The 14,862-nt window shown below is 61.8% G+C and carries 13 protein-coding genes, 3 pseudogenes and 2 riboswitches; of the genes and pseudogenes, 14 read left to right on the forward strand and 2 right to left on the reverse strand.

The window, feature by feature from the left end:
* Positions 1 to 29 precede the first annotated feature (29 nt).
* Positions 30 to 1,001 (forward strand): TRAP transporter substrate-binding protein, encoded by a 972-nt coding sequence (locus AAG689_RS10745; RefSeq protein ID WP_406625923.1) that lies wholly within the window; start codon positions 30 to 32, stop codon positions 999 to 1,001.
* A gap of 25 nt (positions 1,002 to 1,026) precedes the next feature.
* Here AAG689_RS10745 and AAG689_RS10750 read toward each other — a convergent pair whose 3' ends face one another.
* Positions 1,027 to 1,260, reverse strand: a complete 234-nt coding sequence (locus tag AAG689_RS10750) for a hypothetical protein (protein ID WP_406626411.1) — start codon at positions 1,258 to 1,260, stop codon at positions 1,027 to 1,029.
* Between AAG689_RS10750 and AAG689_RS10755 the strand changes: the two are divergent.
* The 5 genes and pseudogenes from AAG689_RS10755 (at position 1,163) to gcvP (ending at position 7,721) form a co-directional block, all read left to right on the forward strand.
* Positions 1,163 to 1,563, forward strand: a pseudogene (locus AAG689_RS10755) (TRAP transporter small permease). The gene AAG689_RS10750 and the pseudogene AAG689_RS10755 sit on opposite strands and share 98 nt — an antisense overlap.
* Positions 1,560 to 2,837 (forward strand): TRAP transporter large permease, encoded by a 1,278-nt coding sequence (locus tag AAG689_RS10760; RefSeq protein ID WP_406625924.1) that lies wholly within the window; start codon positions 1,560 to 1,562, stop codon positions 2,835 to 2,837. Before AAG689_RS10755 ends, AAG689_RS10760 begins: the two are co-directional and overlap by 4 nt.
* Before the next feature lie 10 nt (positions 2,838 to 2,847).
* A riboswitch (glycine riboswitch) is annotated at positions 2,848 to 2,937 on the forward strand.
* A 15-nt stretch (positions 2,938 to 2,952) separates the two neighbouring features.
* A riboswitch (glycine riboswitch) is annotated at positions 2,953 to 3,069 on the forward strand.
* A 24-nt stretch (positions 3,070 to 3,093) separates the two neighbouring features.
* Entirely contained in the window at positions 3,094 to 4,233 is a 1,140-nt protein-coding gene (gcvT, locus tag AAG689_RS10765; protein WP_406626326.1) for a glycine cleavage system aminomethyltransferase GcvT, read from the forward strand.
* 85 nt (positions 4,234 to 4,318) lie between these two features.
* On the forward strand, positions 4,319 to 4,693 hold the full coding sequence (gene gcvH / locus AAG689_RS10770; protein ID WP_406625925.1) for a glycine cleavage system protein GcvH: 375 nt from the start codon (positions 4,319 to 4,321) through the stop codon (positions 4,691 to 4,693).
* A 129-nt stretch (positions 4,694 to 4,822) separates the two neighbouring features.
* Positions 4,823 to 7,721 (forward strand): annotated as a pseudogene (gene gcvP / locus AAG689_RS10775) (aminomethyl-transferring glycine dehydrogenase).
* A 72-nt stretch (positions 7,722 to 7,793) separates the two neighbouring features.
* On the opposite strand, the pseudogene AAG689_RS10780 reads toward gcvP, so the two are convergent.
* Positions 7,794 to 8,813 (reverse strand): annotated as a pseudogene (locus tag AAG689_RS10780) (integron integrase).
* Positions 8,814 to 8,954: 141 nt separating this feature from the next.
* Between AAG689_RS10780 and AAG689_RS10785 the strand changes: the two are divergent.
* The 8 genes from AAG689_RS10785 (at position 8,955) to AAG689_RS10820 (ending at position 14,806) form a co-directional block, all read left to right on the forward strand.
* The gene (locus AAG689_RS10785; RefSeq protein WP_406625926.1) at positions 8,955 to 9,950 is read left to right on the forward strand and encodes a hypothetical protein; all 996 of its coding nucleotides are present in this window, start codon (positions 8,955 to 8,957) and stop codon (positions 9,948 to 9,950) included.
* 445 nt (positions 9,951 to 10,395) lie between these two features.
* Positions 10,396 to 10,872 (forward strand): hypothetical protein, encoded by a 477-nt coding sequence (locus AAG689_RS10790; RefSeq protein WP_406625927.1) that lies wholly within the window; start codon positions 10,396 to 10,398, stop codon positions 10,870 to 10,872.
* The gene (locus AAG689_RS10795) at positions 10,865 to 11,311 is read left to right on the forward strand and encodes a hypothetical protein (protein ID WP_406625928.1); all 447 of its coding nucleotides are present in this window, start codon (positions 10,865 to 10,867) and stop codon (positions 11,309 to 11,311) included. Before AAG689_RS10790 ends, AAG689_RS10795 begins: the two co-directional genes overlap by 8 nt.
* Positions 11,312 to 11,403: 92 nt before the next feature.
* Entirely contained in the window at positions 11,404 to 11,910 is a 507-nt protein-coding gene (locus AAG689_RS10800; protein ID WP_406625929.1) for a hypothetical protein, read from the forward strand.
* Positions 11,911 to 12,170: 260 nt separating this feature from the next.
* Positions 12,171 to 12,437: a hypothetical protein gene (locus AAG689_RS10805; RefSeq protein WP_406625930.1), complete on the forward strand. Its 267-nt coding sequence runs from the start codon at positions 12,171 to 12,173 to the stop codon at positions 12,435 to 12,437.
* A gap of 174 nt (positions 12,438 to 12,611) precedes the next feature.
* Positions 12,612 to 13,211 (forward strand): protein-S-isoprenylcysteine O-methyltransferase, encoded by a 600-nt coding sequence (locus AAG689_RS10810; RefSeq protein WP_406625931.1) that lies wholly within the window; start codon positions 12,612 to 12,614, stop codon positions 13,209 to 13,211.
* A 136-nt stretch (positions 13,212 to 13,347) separates the two neighbouring features.
* Entirely contained in the window at positions 13,348 to 13,761 is a 414-nt protein-coding gene (locus AAG689_RS10815; RefSeq protein ID WP_406625932.1) for an FKBP-type peptidyl-prolyl cis-trans isomerase, read from the forward strand.
* A gap of 7 nt (positions 13,762 to 13,768) precedes the next feature.
* Positions 13,769 to 14,806 (forward strand): MerR family transcriptional regulator, encoded by a 1,038-nt coding sequence (locus AAG689_RS10820; protein WP_406625933.1) that lies wholly within the window; start codon positions 13,769 to 13,771, stop codon positions 14,804 to 14,806.
* Positions 14,807 to 14,862: the final 56 nt, after the last annotated feature.

A 14,862-nucleotide genomic window follows, 5' to 3' on the forward strand; every position in this document is an offset into this window, starting at 1 on the left:
TGGATTCACGCACATCGACAGGAGAGAGCATGCAATTGACCAAACTCGCGCTGGGCCTGGGCTTGGCACTGGGTATCACCGCCACCGCCTATGCGCAAACCACCATGCGCATCAGCATCTCGGTGGCGCAGAACTCGCACCAGGGCGTAGCCATCGACACCTTCGCCAAGGAAGTCGAGAAGCGCACCGGCGGCCGCTACAAGGTGCAGACCTTCTACAACGGGTCGCTGGGCGGCGAGCGCGAATCCATCGAGTCCGTGCAGCTCGGCACCCAGGAGCTGGCTTTCAGCTCCACCGGCCCCATCCCCAACTTCGTGCCCGAGACCAAGATCCTGGACGTGCCCTTCCTGTTCCGCGACAAGGCACATGCACGCGCCGTGCTCGACGGCCCGATCGGCCAGGACCTGCTGGCCAAGTTCGACGCCAAGGGCTTCAAGGCCCTGGCCTGGGCGGAAAACGGCTTCCGCCACATGACCAACAGCAAGCGCGACGTGAAGGGCCCCGAGGACCTCAAGGGCCTGAAGATGCGCACGATGGAAAACCCCGTGCACATCGCCGCGTACAAGGGCTTCGGCATCATCACCACGCCCATGGCCTTCCCCGAGGTGTTCACCGCCCTGCAGCAGGGCACGGTGGATGGGCAGGAGAACCCGCTGCCCGTCATCATTTCGGCCAAGTTCGACCAGGTGCAAAAGCACCTGTCGCTCACCGGCCACGTGTACTCGCCCTGCATCTTCGTGATGAACAAGGCAGTGTTCGACAAGCTCTCGGCCGCCGACAAGCAGGCCTTCCTCGAAGCCGCCAAGGAAGGCACCAAGGCCAACCGCGCCCGCGTGGACGAGGACGACGCCAAGGGCGTGGCCGACCTGCGCTCCAAGGGCATGACGGTGATCGACGACCTGGACAAGTCCAAGTTCGTGGCAGCCCTGGCCCCCGTGAACGCGCAGTTCGAGAAGGACTTCGGCAAGGCCAACCTCGACAAGATCCGCAACTACAAGTAAGCTCTTGCCGCTTCATTTTCGATAGCTATTCACGCCCGCCGGTATAGCGCCAGCGGGCTTTTTCTTTCATGAAAAACGCCTTTCTCACATTGGAACGCTGGAGCACGGGCATCGCCATGGCGGGCGCCTGCGCCATGCTGGCGATCGCCTCGGCGCTCGGCATGTTCCAGATCCTGATGCGCTTCGTCTTCGAGGAACCCGCCGAATGGACCGAGGTGCTGATCCGCTTCAGCCTCATCTGGATGGTGTTCCTCGCCATCCCCCTGGCCTTCCGCCAGGGCGCCATGGTCAGCGTGGACGTGCTCTACCGCTGGAGCCCGCCCGCCATCCGCCGCGCGCTCGACTGGGTGGTGTGCCTGGCTGCGCTCGCCCTCATCGGCGTGCTGATCTGGTGGGGTTGGGACTACGCCCAGCGCGGCGGCGTGCAGACCATGGCCGGGCTGGAGTCGGTGTCCATGTTCTGGGCGTATCTCGCCATTCCGGTGGGGGGCTGTTCTGCATTCCCGGCATCGTGGGCAACCTGCTCGACCCGCGCCGTGAAGAACTGGAGACCGCGCAATGACCGCCGTGATGATTTCGACCATGGTGCTGTGCTTCGCGCTCACCATTTCCGTGGCCGTGTCCATCGGCCTCGCGTCCATCCTGGGCATCCAGGCGGCCAATGCCAACATGCTGATCGCGGTGAAGGAAATGTTCACCTCGATCAACAAGTTCCCGCTGGCGGCCATCCCCTTCTTCATCCTGGCGGGCAACCTCATGGAGACCGGCGGCATCTCGCGCCGGCTCGTGGAGTTCGCCAAGAGCATCGTCGGCGGCGTGCAGGGCGGCCTGCCCATGACCTGCGTGCTCACCTGCATGATCTTCGCGGCCGTGTCGGGCTCGTCGGTGGCGACCACATTCGCCATCGGCGCCATCCTGATTCCCGCGCTCATCAAGCACGGCTATCCCACGAGCTACGCCGCCGCGCTGCAGGCCACCAGCGCCGAGCTGGGCGTGATCATCCCGCCGTCCATCCCCATGATCCTCTACGGCGTGAGCGCCGAGGTGTCGATCGGCGAGCTGTTCATCGCCGGCTTCGGCCCCGGCATCCTGATCAGCGGCGCGCTCATGCTGTTCGTGTGGGTGTATTGCAAGTGGAAGGGCTGGGGCAAGCATGACGGCGACGGCCGCATGCCCTTCGGCAAGGCCCTGCTGCAGGCCGGCTGGGCGCTGCTGATGCCCGTCATCATTCTGGGCGGCATCTACGGCGGCGTGTTCACGCCCACCGAGGCATCGGCCGTGGCCGTGTTCTATGCGCTGGTGGTCGGCATGCTGATCTACCGCGAAATCGGGGTGAAGGACCTCTACGCCATCCTGCGCAAGTCGGCCATCTCGTCGGCGGTGATCATGTTCATCATCGCCAACGCCGGGCTGTTCGCCTTCCTCATCACGCGCGCGGGCGTGCCCGACGCCATCGGCCGCTGGCTGCAGGAGGTGCTGCAAAGCCCCGCCCTGTTCCTGCTGGGCGTGAACGCGGCGCTGTTCGTGATCGGCATGTTCATCGAGACCAGCGCCGCCATCATCGTGCTCGCGCCCATCCTGGCGCCGGTGGCGATGCACTTCGGCATCGACCCGGTGCACTTCGGCCTGATCATGGTGGTGAACTTGGCCTTGGGCATGATCACCCCGCCCTTCGGCGTGAACCTGTTCGCGGCCTGCACGGTGGCACGCATCTCGCTGGACCGCATCATCAGCCACCTGCTGCCCTTCGTGGGCGTGATCCTGGCGTGCCTGATGGTCATCACCTACGTGCCGTCGATCTCGCTGTTCCTGCGCGACCTGGTGTACGCGCGCTAGCGGCTAGAATCACATCCCGCCAGGAGAGAGCTTCTCCAGGGAAGCCGCCGAAGGCGCAGGCAGCAGCCGAACGCTCAGGCAAAAGGACTGGCGACACGCCCGCAGGGATGCGGGCGTTTCCCTTGCTGGAGAGAGGCCGCAGCGCAGCATGCGGCCCACCGAAGGAGCAAGCCCCGCGACATGCCATGCAGGCGGGGTGAATCTCTCAGGTAAAGCGGACAGCGGGGCAAATCGGCGATCGAGAGATCGCTCCACCATTTGCCTTCGCCACTGCCATGTCCGACCTGCTCACCACCCCCTCAACGCCCTGCACATCGAACTGGGCGCCCGCATGGTGCCCTTCGCGGGCTATTCCATGCCCGTGCAGTACCCCTCCGGTCTGATGGCCGAGCACCACCACACGCGCACGGCGGCGGGCCTGTTCGACGTGTCGCACATGGGCCAGCTCCATTTGGTCGGCCCCGATGCCGCGGCCGCGTTCGAGACGCTGATGCCCGTGGACGTGGTCGATCTGCCCGTGGGCAAGCAGCGCTACGGGCTGCTGCTGAACGACGAGGGCGGCATCATCGACGACCTGATGTTCTTCAACCAGGGCAACGACACGCTGTTCGTGATCGTCAACGGCGCGTGCAAGGGCGGCGACATCGCCCACATCCAGGCGCGCATCGGCCAGCGCTGCGAAGTGCGACCGCTGCCCAACCAGGCCCTGCTCGCACTGCAGGGCCCGCAGGCCGCCACGGCGCTGGCGCGGCTTGCGCCCGGCGTGGAGCAGCTGGTGTTCATGACCGGCGGCCACTTCACCATCGCCGGCGCGCCCTGCTTCGTCACGCGCAGCGGCTACACGGGCGAGGACGGCTTCGAGATCTCCGTGCCCGCAGCCCAGGCCGAGGCCCTGGCGCGCGCGCTGCTCGCCCAGCCCGAAGTCAAGCCCATCGGCCTGGGCGCGCGCAACTCGCTGCGCCTGGAGGCCGGGCTGTGCCTGTACGGCAACGACATCGACACCACCACCACCCCGCCGGAGGCCGCGCTGAACTGGGCCATCCAGAAGGTGCGCCGCACGGGCGGCGCGCGCGCGGGCGGCTTTCCCGGCGCGGACAAGGTGCTGGCGCAGATCGACACCCCCGCCAGCCTCGCGAGGAAGCGCGTGGGCCTCATCGCGCTGGAGCGCGTGCCCGTGCGCGAGCACACCGAGCTGCAAAGCGAGGACGGCCAGCGCATCGGCGAGGTAACCAGCGGCCTGCTGGGCCCCACGGCCGACAAGCCCATCGCCCTGGCCTACGTGGCGCCCGCCTTCGCGGCCGTGGGCACGCGCGTGAACGCCATCGTGCGCGGCAAGGCCGTGCCGATGGAGGTGGCGGCCACCCCCTTCGTGCCGACGCGCTACTACCGCGGCTGACAAACGCGGCCGGCAAGCGCGGCTAAAGTGCGCGCTGGCCTTTCTCGAATCCCTCTTTTTCTTCCCACTTTCTTACGGAGCCCCCATGAGCATCCAGTTTTCCAAGGACCATGAATGGATCAACGCCGCCGACCCGGCAGCGGCCGTCGTCGGCATCACCGTCCACGCGCAGGATGCGCTGGGCGACGTGGTGTTCGTGGACCTGCCCGCCGTGGGCACCACCTTCGCGCAGGGCGACGTGGCCGGCGTGGTCGAGTCGGTGAAGGCCGCAGCCGACGTATACATGCCCGTGGCCGGCGAGATCGTCGAAGTCAACGAGGCCCTGCGCGCCGATCCGTCGCTGGCCAACAGCGACCCGCTGGGCGCAGGCTGGTTCTTCAAGGTGAAGCTGGCCGACGCCGGCCAACTCGCCGGCCTGATGGACGAAACGGCCTACACCGCCTTCGCCGCCAGCGCCTGAGCCCGCCACTTCAAAAACCATAGCTACTCGCGCTTCTCAATCAAGGGTTTCAGAGTAGAAAGCACCTGAAACCCTTGCATATCAAGCGCAAGCAGCTCCTTTTTCCATAGCCATCGAGATCGGTCCCCCATGCAGATGCCCGCCGCCCTGCCCCTTGCCGCGCTGGAAAACGCGGCCGAATTCCAGCCCCGCCACATCGGCATCGACGCCCAGGACGAAGCGCACATGCTGTCGGTGATCGGCGAGGCCTCGCGCCGCGCGCTGATCGACTCCATCGTGCCGCGCTCCATCGCGCGCGCGCAGCCCATGGACCTGCCCCCCGGCCACCGAGGCGCAGGCGCTGGCCGAGCTCCGGGCCATCGCGGGCAGGAACCAGGTGCTCAGGAGCTTCATCGGCCAGGGCTACTACGGCACGCACACGCCCGGCGTCATCCTGCGCAACGTCCTGGAGAACCCGGCCTGGTACACCGCCTACACGCCCTACCAGGCCGAGATCTCGCAGGGCCGCATGGAGGCGCTGGTCAACTTCCAGACCATGGTGTGCGACCTGACGGGCATGCCGATCGCCAACGCCTCCATGCTCGACGAGGCCACGGCCGCCGCCGAGGCCATGACGCTGGCGCGCCGCTCCGTCAAGGCCAAGGGCAGCGCCATCGTGGTGAGCGGCGACGCGCACCCGCAGACCATCGAGGTGATGCAAACCCGTGCCGCGCCGCTGGGCCTGTCGGTCAAGCTCGCCAACTCCGCCGCCGAGTGGGACGCCGCCATCGCCGCCGACGACTACTTCGCTGCCCTCATCCAGTACCCCGCCAGCAGCGGCTGGCTGATGGACTGGAGCGCCGAGGTGGACAGGATCCACGCACGGGGCGCTGCCGCCATCTTCGCCGCCGACCTGCTGGCGCTGGCGCTGCTGAAAACGCCGGGCGAAATGGGCGCCGACATCGTCGTGGGCACCACGCAGCGCTTCGGCATGCCCATGGGCGCGGGCGGCCCGCACGCCGCCTACATGGCCTGCCGCGACGAGTTCAAGCGCAGCCTGCCCGGCCGCCTCGTCGGCGTGAGCGTGGACGTGCACGGCCAGAGCGCCTACCGCCTCGCGCTGCAGACGCGCGAGCAGCACATCCGCCGCGAGAAGGCCACCTCCAACATCTGCACCGCGCAGGTGCTGCCCGCCGTCATCGCCAGCATGTACGCCGTCTACCACGGCCCCGACGGCCTGGCGCGCATCGCGCGGCGCGTGGCGCGCTTCACGGCCATCCTGAGCCGGGGCCTGGCGCAGCTCGGCTACACCGCGCAGCACCACACCACGGCGTTCGACACGCTGTGCCTCAAGACCGACGGCGCTACCGATGCGATCGCCGCCCGCGCAGTCGCCAAGGGCGCCAACCTGCGCAAGGCGTGGGGCGACTACCTGTGCATCTCGCTGGACGAAACCACCACGCGCGCCGACATCGAACTGCTCTGGAGCATCTTCGCCAAGGACGGCCAGCCGCTCCCCGGCATCGAGGCGCTCGACGACGGCAACGACCTCATCCCTGCCGAACTGCGCCGCACCAGCAGTTTCCTCACGCACCCGGTGTTCAACACGCACCACAGCGAAACCGGCATGCTGCGCTACATCCGCGCACTGAGCGACAAGGACCTGGCGCTGGACCGCAGCATGATCCCGCTGGGCTCGTGCACCATGAAGCTCAACGCCACCAGCGAGATGATCCCCATCACCTGGCCCGAGTTCGCCCAGGTGCACCCCTTCGCGCCCGCCGACCAACTCGCGGGCTACCGCCAGCTCGATGAACAGCTGCGCGCCTGGCTGTGCCAGGCCACGGGCTACGCCGGCGTGAGCCTGCAGCCCAACGCCGGCAGCCAGGGCGAATACGCGGGCCTGCTGGCCATCAAGGCCTACCACGCCGCGCAGGGCCAGGGCCACCGCACCGTCTGCCTGATCCCCAGCAGCGCCCACGGCACCAACCCGGCCAGCGCGCAGATGGTGGGCATGCAGGTCGTCGTCACCAAGTGCGATGAGAACGGCAACGTGGACATGGCCGACCTGCAGGCCAAGTGCGAGCAGCACAGCCAGGACCTCGCCTGCGTGATGATCACCTACCCCAGCACGCACGGCGTGTTCGAGACCCAGGTGAAGGCGCTGTGCCAGATCGTGCACCAGCACGGCGGCCGCGTGTACGTGGACGGCGCCAACATGAACGCCCTGGTCGGCGTGGCCGCGCCCGGCGAGTTCGGCGGCGACGTGAGCCACCTGAACCTGCACAAGACCTTCTGCATCCCGCACGGCGGCGGCGGCCCCGGCGTGGGCCCGGTGTGCGTGGTGGAAGACCTCGTGCCCTACCTGCCCGGCCACGCCACCGCGGGCCTGGCGGGCGGCAACGGCGCCGTGGGCGCGGTATCGGCTGCGCCCCTGGGCAACGCCGCCGTGCTGCCGATCTCGTGGATGTACATCCGCATGATGGGCGCCGAGGGCCTGACGGCCGCCACCGAAGCCGCCATCCTCAGCGCCAACTACATCAGCGCGCGCCTCAAGGACCACTACCCCACGCTGTACGCCTCGGCCAACGGCCACGTGGCGCACGAGTGCATCCTGGACCTGCGCCAGCTCAAGGAAACCAGCGGCGTAATGGCCGAGGACGTGGCCAAGCGCCTGATCGACTACGGCTTCCACGCGCCCACGCTGAGCTTCCCCGTGGCCAACACGCTCATGGTGGAGCCCACCGAGAGCGAAACCCTGGCCGAGATCGACCGCTTCATCGACGCGATGATCGCCATCCGCGAGGAGATCCGCCAGGTCGAGAGCGGCACCTGGCCGCAGGATGACAACCCGCTCAAGAACGCCCCGCACACCGCCCCCAGCCTGCTCGCGGGCGACTGGGCGCACCCCTACACGCGCGAGGCCGCCGCCTACCCCGTCGCCAGCCTGCGCGGGGCGAAGTACTGGAGCCCCGTGGGCCGCGTGGACAACGTCTACGGCGACCGCAATCTGTTCTGCAGTTGCGTGCCGGTCAGCGAATTGGCGTAAAGCGTGCCAAACCAGCGCCGCCATGGCGCTGCCCACCAAACAACAAAGGCCCGGTAATGGGCCTTTGTTGTTTTATAGCGCATCGAGCGGGCTCAAAATGCCGCGCCCGCTCTTGTTGAGCACATGCGTATAAACCATGGTGGTACTTACATCGGCATGGCCCAGCAGTTCCTGCACCGTGCCGGATGTCATAGCCCGATTGCAGCAGATGCGTGGCAAACGAATGCCGCAGCACGTGCGGCGACACCGGCTTGGCGATCTGCGCCCGCCGCGCCGCCGCCCGCACCACGCGCTGCACCGATTCTGGATAGATATGGCGGCGCCGCTCCAGCAGTTCGCCCGTGCGCGCATCCGGGCGCGGGTCGGTGGAACGCACCGGCGACGGAAACACCCACTGCCAGGCCCAGCTTTTGTCAGCCTGCCGATACTTCACCGCCAGCGCATGCGGCAAATGCACGCCCGGCAGGCCCGCCGCCACATCCTTTTCATGCAAGGCTCGCGCTTTTTGCAACTGCGCCTGCAAGGGGGCTATCAGGTTCTCGGGCAGCACCGTGATGCGACCCTTGTTGCCCTTGCCCTCGCGCACGATGATTTCGCGCCTCGCAAACTCCACGTCCTTCACGCGCAGACGCACTGCCGCCATCAGCCGCATGCCCGTGCATACTGCAGTTGCGCCACCAGCCCCGCCGTGCCATCCACGTGCAACAGCAACTCACGCACCTCACTGGGCGTCAACACCACCGGCAAACGGCGGGGCCGCTTGGCCTGCACCACTTCATCGAGCCAGGGCAATTCGATCTGCAGCACCTGCTTATACAGATACAGAATCGCCGCCTTGGCCTGGTTCTGTGTGGATGCCGATACCTGCCTGTCCAGCGCCAGATGGCTCAAAAACGCTTCCACCTCCACCGCGCCCATGTCCTGTGGGTGCCGCTTGCCATGAAACAGAATGAAGCGGCGCGCCCAGTCGATATAGGCTTCTTCCGTGCGAATGCTGTAATGCCGCGTGCGCAGGTGAATGCGCATGCGCTCCAGCAGCTTGGGCTGGCGGGCAGGGTCTGCCGGAGTGGGGATCGCGGCGTTGTCATGCATCCGCAGAATTTTAGGTTTGACTAAACGGATGCATCTTCGTACTTTTCCTATTGGCGATGTAACATGTGCTTGTACTATCCGACAGCGCCGCGTGGTGCAGTTGTCGTCTATTTATAGTTAGGTTTCAAAAATATCAAAGATATGAGCGAACTCATCGAACACGAAGATGCCGGGAACGGCCGCACAGTGCGGGTAGGTCATACCCAAGCGCAAGTCTCGCTGAAGGTTTATCAAGATATATATCATCAAGTCACGGGACGTACCGAGCAAATTCGCAAGCGGTATACAGACAACATCCTTGTTGATTTCTCAGACCTTGAGCAGCTTCATCACAAGATTGCCCAGCTGTGCGATGTGCATCACGTAGTCGCCCAAAATGAAACCATTTCAGTGTTTCACGATAAAGAGCGAAAAGAGTTATTTACATCTTTTGAACGCTTCCGCGCATATAACGGAAATGCGACAAGCCCGTCTGTCAATGTCGTGTTCAGATACAATTTTTCGATAATTCCTGCTGGCTTGGAGCGCCCACAGGAGTATGTGATATCTGTTCGGCTCACTTCTCGGGTTGCCGCAGTAAAACAAATCGAAGATGAAGCGCCGCCATTCATGCGCGGTAGATTCTTTGGTTACATGGCCGGAAGTGTTGCCGAAGTGACGGTTGACTATGCAGACTACGTTGTCGCGCGGGGCTTCCTAGAAGCATTTGACGAGTGGATTTCAGGATGTAAGGCAACTCCAAAATCCAAGGCACTTCAAGCCCTTCGTCACCATTCACATCGGATCCCGGAGATTGCCCAGTTGGCCGTAGTTGCCGTAATCGTAATATTTGCGCTACAAGCGATACCTGCAGTTTTTGGTGATAATTCTTCACCAGCAACGGTCGCACGTTTTTTTGTTATTTTCAGCGGCGGATCCTACATTATCGCAACTCTGGTGAAAGCATCCGCAGAGTTCGTGGAAGAGGCAATTGACACCTATCCGGAGCTCTCCTATTTAAAACTCAACAAGGGCGATGAAAAACTGATCGAAGAGGCCTCATCCACGAAGCAGAGAGCTTGGTTTCGCTTAATATTTGGCTGCATAGGATCGATTGTCCTTGGGATAATTTCAAGCAAACTGGAAAAGCTCATATAAAACCTAACCCATCGTTGCAGCGGACCGCCTCCGGCGGCCGCTGAACTCAAACGTTAGGTGTATTTTTTGTCCGCCATAAACGAAGAGGTCATGGATGGATACTGATTTGCTAGAAATGTCTCGCGAACAACTCGTGACAGAGGTTATAAAACTTCGTCAGGGGATCCGAGCCCACAGAGACACCACCGGTCATGATCTGTGCTGGCACCATCCGGCTCTCTGGGCACTTCTTCCCGAGAAGGTAGAGCCCAAAATCACTGTGCCAGAGTGGCCTCACTTTATGCGTGGCTGCGTCAAGTACCGAGAATCGCTAGACAAACAAGCACCTGAAGCCCCTCGCACCGATGAACCTTTTCATGGCTAGAGTCACACCTAACAATTCGTCGCAGCCGACCGCCTACGGCGGCGGCTGAACTCAAGGCGTTAGCTGCCACAGGGGAATTTCGTGCAACATCCAACAAAAAGCCAAGGCTTCTGGTTGGTAGCGGCCTCAATTGTCATGTCGTTGATCTTCATCGGCATTTCAACTTTCAGGCAACTAACGAGTCTTGAAAACACACTTCTTCAAATATTCTCTCTTGCGCTTGGCTTAACGGGCTCATTCATCATCGGCCGCGAGGGAGCAAAGAAAGCTGCTGAGGACATGATCAAGCCTCATGCGCGATCCGCATTCAGACGGGTGCTAAGTCTCTACAACAGTCTTTCGAGGCTTGCCACAGCCATCGAGAATCAAAAAGAACAAATGCCTAGCAACAAAGCAGCCCTACATTCACTTCAAATGCTGCAAGGAATTGTCATAGAACAGCTTTCCACCGCAGATGACGCACTTGAAGACTGGAAAGACATCCTTCCAGAAGAATTGAACAAGGTCGGCGTCAATTCAAAACGCGAACTGACGATCGGAGCTAATGAAAATGAGTAAAACTATTCACGGGAAGGTTGCGCGAATCCTCAATTCACGAGAATTGGCGCTAAATATTGGGACCACTGACGGCGTTAAGGAAGGAATGCTCTTTGATGTTCTTGACCCTAAAGGTGAAGATATCCGAGACCCCGATACAAATGAAATACTTGGCTCACTCCAACGTCCAAAGGTTCGAGTGAAGATTGTTTCTGTTCAAGAGAAGCTATCGGTCGCCTCAACCTACAAATCCACCGAAGTCAATATCGGCGGCGCGGGAGATTTCGCCGGATTGGGAAGAATTTCCTCAATGCTCATGCCGCCCAAATATGTAAAAAGGTACGAAACCCTCAAAACGACTGAACAGACTTGGGAAGATCTTGATGAAGATATGAGTTATGTAAAAACAGGAGACCCAGTTGTATTGGCTCGTGAAGTTCAAGATAGCCCTCAGCTGTAAGCAGGCAGCTAACAATTCATTCGAGCCGACGCCGCTTCGCGGCGCGGCTTAATTCAGGCGTTAGATCTTAATTTCAACAATAGGGGAATCTTGTGGATTCAATCGCGGTATTGATGGCGGTAGCCATAGGTTCGGTTGTTCTGGCGTCAATCGTCTTGAGCTTCATTTACGCTAGACAGTCTCGTACTGCCGCAATGCGAATCGCTGCACTTGAAGCAGAAGCAAATGAACACCAGAAGCAGCTTCACCGGCTTGAGGCTACGCATCTGAAGGCTAAGAACGACCTCGAACTAGAACATCATAACCTCGCTAAACGAGCACGAGAGGAGCATTACAAAGAGGGGCTCCAGCATGGCGTAGCATCGAGCCAGAAAGATCATTTGATTGAAATTACAAACCTTCGAGCCGCTCATCGGGATGAACTCGCCCAGCGCGAGGCTGAGGCTGAAAAGCGCGGTCGCGCGGTGGCCAAGCTAGAGCACGAGGCCCAAGTAAAGGCATTCGGAGATACGACCTTACGTAAAGATCGAAAAGGACGTAGGGGTAATTTGGGACAGCCACAAAAGCTATACTGGATATCAATACCAGCTCCTCGTTAATGGCATTCCCGCTTTCCAGCCCCACGTAGTCGTTGAACACAGCGAGGAAATTAAAGAGGTAGACAAGGAGATGGTTGCAGAGCTCGTGAAGCTTGCACATAAAGCCGCTGACACTGCGGCTAAACTTTATCTTGGTGGAGCATCACCGGGTGCACTAACACTTGGGCCTGAAATAGTTCAGCAAGTTAAGGTCTAACAATTCATTCAAGCCGGCGTCGCTTCGCGGCGCGGCTTAATTCAGGCGTTAGGATAATATATACATGAAAAAAACAATCCCGCTATTTGGTTATTTTTTAAGTACAATGCTTGCCGCTGGCATTTTATTCTTTCTTGCTGCCGGTTTGGCAGAACCTTTCAAAGAATTGGTTCTTCTCATGAATGACAAAACCACAGAAAAAACCACAAGTGAATGGCTAGTTTTCATAATTCTTAGCATCATAGCTGGCACTATGTGGACGGGGGCATGGCTTTGGTTCAAAGGAAGCGAAAAGCGATTTTTAGAAATTTGGTTTTCAAAAAACACCTAACATTTCGTCGCAGCCGACCGCCTACGGCGGCGGCTGAACTCAGGGCGTTAGGCATCGAGCTACCGTTGGCGCCAGTTGGAAGCGGTTCGCGCCTTCAAATTTCATTTCGTCGTCTGCTTATTGTGCCGCACAGAAGTCGCGCCGACATTTGTCAAAGACTTTTCAGGAGCCGCAATGTCTATCGCACTTCCTCACTTATTTTTCCTAATTGGTCTAGCCTGCTATTTGCTTGTACGCGCAAAATTTCAGCGCCCTATTTCTACTCAAGAGAAAGTGGAAAAAAGATCGAGTAAGGGCGATAAGGCTCTTGTGATCCTGGTTGTCATCGGGCAAGTGGCGCTGCCCCTGATCTTCATGACTACGTCTTTGCTCGAATGGGCGAGCTATCGGTCTCCACCTTTGGCTACATGGGTTGGAGCGATCGTCTTTGTGACTGGTCTTTGCCTGTTCTGGAAGTCACACGCTGATCTTGGTAGAAATTGGTCAGTTTCTCTTGATCTTTACCGCGAGCACAAGTTGGTGACTAGCGGCGTTTATCGCGTCATTCGTCATCCGATGTATGCATCCTTCTTTGCAATGGCTATCGCGCAGGGCTTCCTTCTATCCAACTGGGTGGCGGGATGGTCAGCACTCGCCGCTACGATTCTTCTGTACATAGTGCGCAAACCGAACGAGGAGGCACTGATGATCAAAGGCTTTGGCGAGGAGTACCGCAGGTACATGCTTCGAAGCGGCGGTATTCTTCCGCGCTTCATCCCCAAAAACGATGCCTAACAGTGCAGTCAAGCGGACGCCTGACGGCGCCGCTTACCTTGAGCGTTAATTTTTGATCCCACACGGCCCCTATCACACGGCAGCGCCTCCCCCAAAGGCCCTACCATCGAGCCTTTGCTTTTTTCGGATGTTCGCCATGCGCTTGCCTGCTTTCTTGCTCTCCGCCTTGTTCCTCGCGCCCGCGGCCTGGGCGCAAAACACGCCCGCCGCTGTACCCGTGACCACCCCTTCCGGCTTGGTGTACGAGGTGCTGCAAGAGGGCACGGGCGAATCGCCCAAGGCCACCGACACCGTGAAGGTGCACTACCGCGGCACCTTCCCCGACGGCAAGGAGTTCGACAGCTCCTATAAGCGCGGCGAGCCCACTGAGTTCCCGTTGAACCGCGTCATCCCCTGCTGGACCGAGGGCGTGCAGCGCATGAAGCCGGGCGGCAAGGCCAAGCTGGTCTGCCCCCCGGCCATCGCCTACGGCGCGCGCGGCGCGGGCAACGTGATCCCGCCCAACGCCACGCTGCATTTCGAGGTGGAACTGGTCTCGGTGCGCCGCTGAGCGCCGCATGCGGCTGAAGGTCGGCGAACTGGCGCGGCGCACGGGCCTCACGGTCCGCACGCTGCACCACTACGACGAGATCGGGCTGCTCGCGCCGTCGGAGCGCTCGGAATCGGGCTACCGCCTGTACAGCCAAGCCGACGTGCAGCGCCTGCACGCAATCCAGGCGCTGCGCCACATGGGGCTGCCGCTGGCCCATATCGGCGAGCTGCTGGGCGACGACCAGCTCGACCCCCAGCGCGTGCTGTCCCAGCAGATCCACGCGCTGGATGTGCAGATCCAGCAGGCCACCGAGCTGCGCGGCCGCCTGGCCCTGATGCGCGACGGCATGGTGGCGGGCTCCGCCCCCGACATGGGCAACTGGCTCGAAACGCTGTCCCTCATGTCCACCTACGGCAAGTACTTCAGCGCGGCCGAGCTCAAGCGCATCTTCGAGCGCTGGCCGCTGATCGAGGGCGAATGGCGCCCGCTGATCGACCAGGTGGACGCGGCCATGCGCCAAGGCCTGCCCATCGACGACCCTGCCGTGCAAAAGCTCACCCACCGCTGGATGGTGCTGATCCTGGAGTGGATGGGCGGCGACATGGACCTGCTGGACCGCTGGGGCCGCATGTACCGCCAGGAGCCCAGCACGCACAGCATCCACTCTGCCCCCAGCGGCGCCATGATGGTTTTCGTGGAGCAGGCCATCGCCCTGCGCATGCAGGCGCTGGAGCGGCACTTCACACGCGCCGAAATGGGGCTGTTCGGTTTTGTGCCGCTGGCGCACTGGCAAGCCCTGGAGGGCGAAGTGGCCGCTCTGCTGGCCCGCGGCGAAGCCCTCGCCAGCCCCGCGACGCACGCGGCCGTGGCGCACTGGAGCCGCCTCATGGACCGGCTCTGCGGCAACCGCCCGGCCCTGCGCGCCAAGCTGCTGCACGCATGGACCACCGAGCCCCTGCTGCAGTCCAGCGCCTTGTTGAGCCCTGCGGTGCGAGCCTTCATCGGCCATGCCGCCGCCCTGCCACAGCCACCGCAAATAGCGCTTGACCCTCACGCAACGTGAGGCCCTAGAGTCGGTCCCCATGCCGACAAAGCCGACCATGCCCCCTCCCCGCGCAG

Source organism: Acidovorax sp. SDU_ACID1, assembly GCF_045291395.1.
In the GTDB taxonomy this organism is placed as follows: Bacteria; Pseudomonadota; Gammaproteobacteria; order Burkholderiales; family Burkholderiaceae_C; genus MR-S7.

Excerpts from the sequence above, each read along its gene's own strand:
- AAG689_RS10750 (WP_406626411.1), bottom strand. The coding sequence starts at position 1,260 with ATGGCGAGGAACACCATCCAGATGAGGCTGAAGCGGATCAGCACCTCG.
- AAG689_RS10760 (WP_406625924.1), top strand. The coding sequence starts at position 1,560 with ATGACCGCCGTGATGATTTCGACCATGGTGCTGTGCTTCGCGCTCACC.
- AAG689_RS10810 (WP_406625931.1), top strand. The coding sequence starts at position 12,612 with ATGTCTATCGCACTTCCTCACTTATTTTTCCTAATTGGTCTAGCCTGC.
- AAG689_RS10820 (WP_406625933.1), top strand. The coding sequence starts at position 13,769 with ATGCGGCTGAAGGTCGGCGAACTGGCGCGGCGCACGGGCCTCACGGTC.
- AAG689_RS10815 (WP_406625932.1), top strand. The coding sequence starts at position 13,348 with ATGCGCTTGCCTGCTTTCTTGCTCTCCGCCTTGTTCCTCGCGCCCGCG.
- AAG689_RS10795 (WP_406625928.1), top strand. The coding sequence starts at position 10,865 with ATGAGTAAAACTATTCACGGGAAGGTTGCGCGAATCCTCAATTCACGA.
- AAG689_RS10785 (WP_406625926.1), top strand. The coding sequence starts at position 8,955 with ATGAGCGAACTCATCGAACACGAAGATGCCGGGAACGGCCGCACAGTG.
- AAG689_RS10745 (WP_406625923.1), top strand. The coding sequence starts at position 30 with ATGCAATTGACCAAACTCGCGCTGGGCCTGGGCTTGGCACTGGGTATC.
- AAG689_RS10805 (WP_406625930.1), top strand. The coding sequence starts at position 12,171 with ATGAAAAAAACAATCCCGCTATTTGGTTATTTTTTAAGTACAATGCTT.
- gcvH (WP_406625925.1), top strand. The coding sequence starts at position 4,319 with ATGAGCATCCAGTTTTCCAAGGACCATGAATGGATCAACGCCGCCGAC.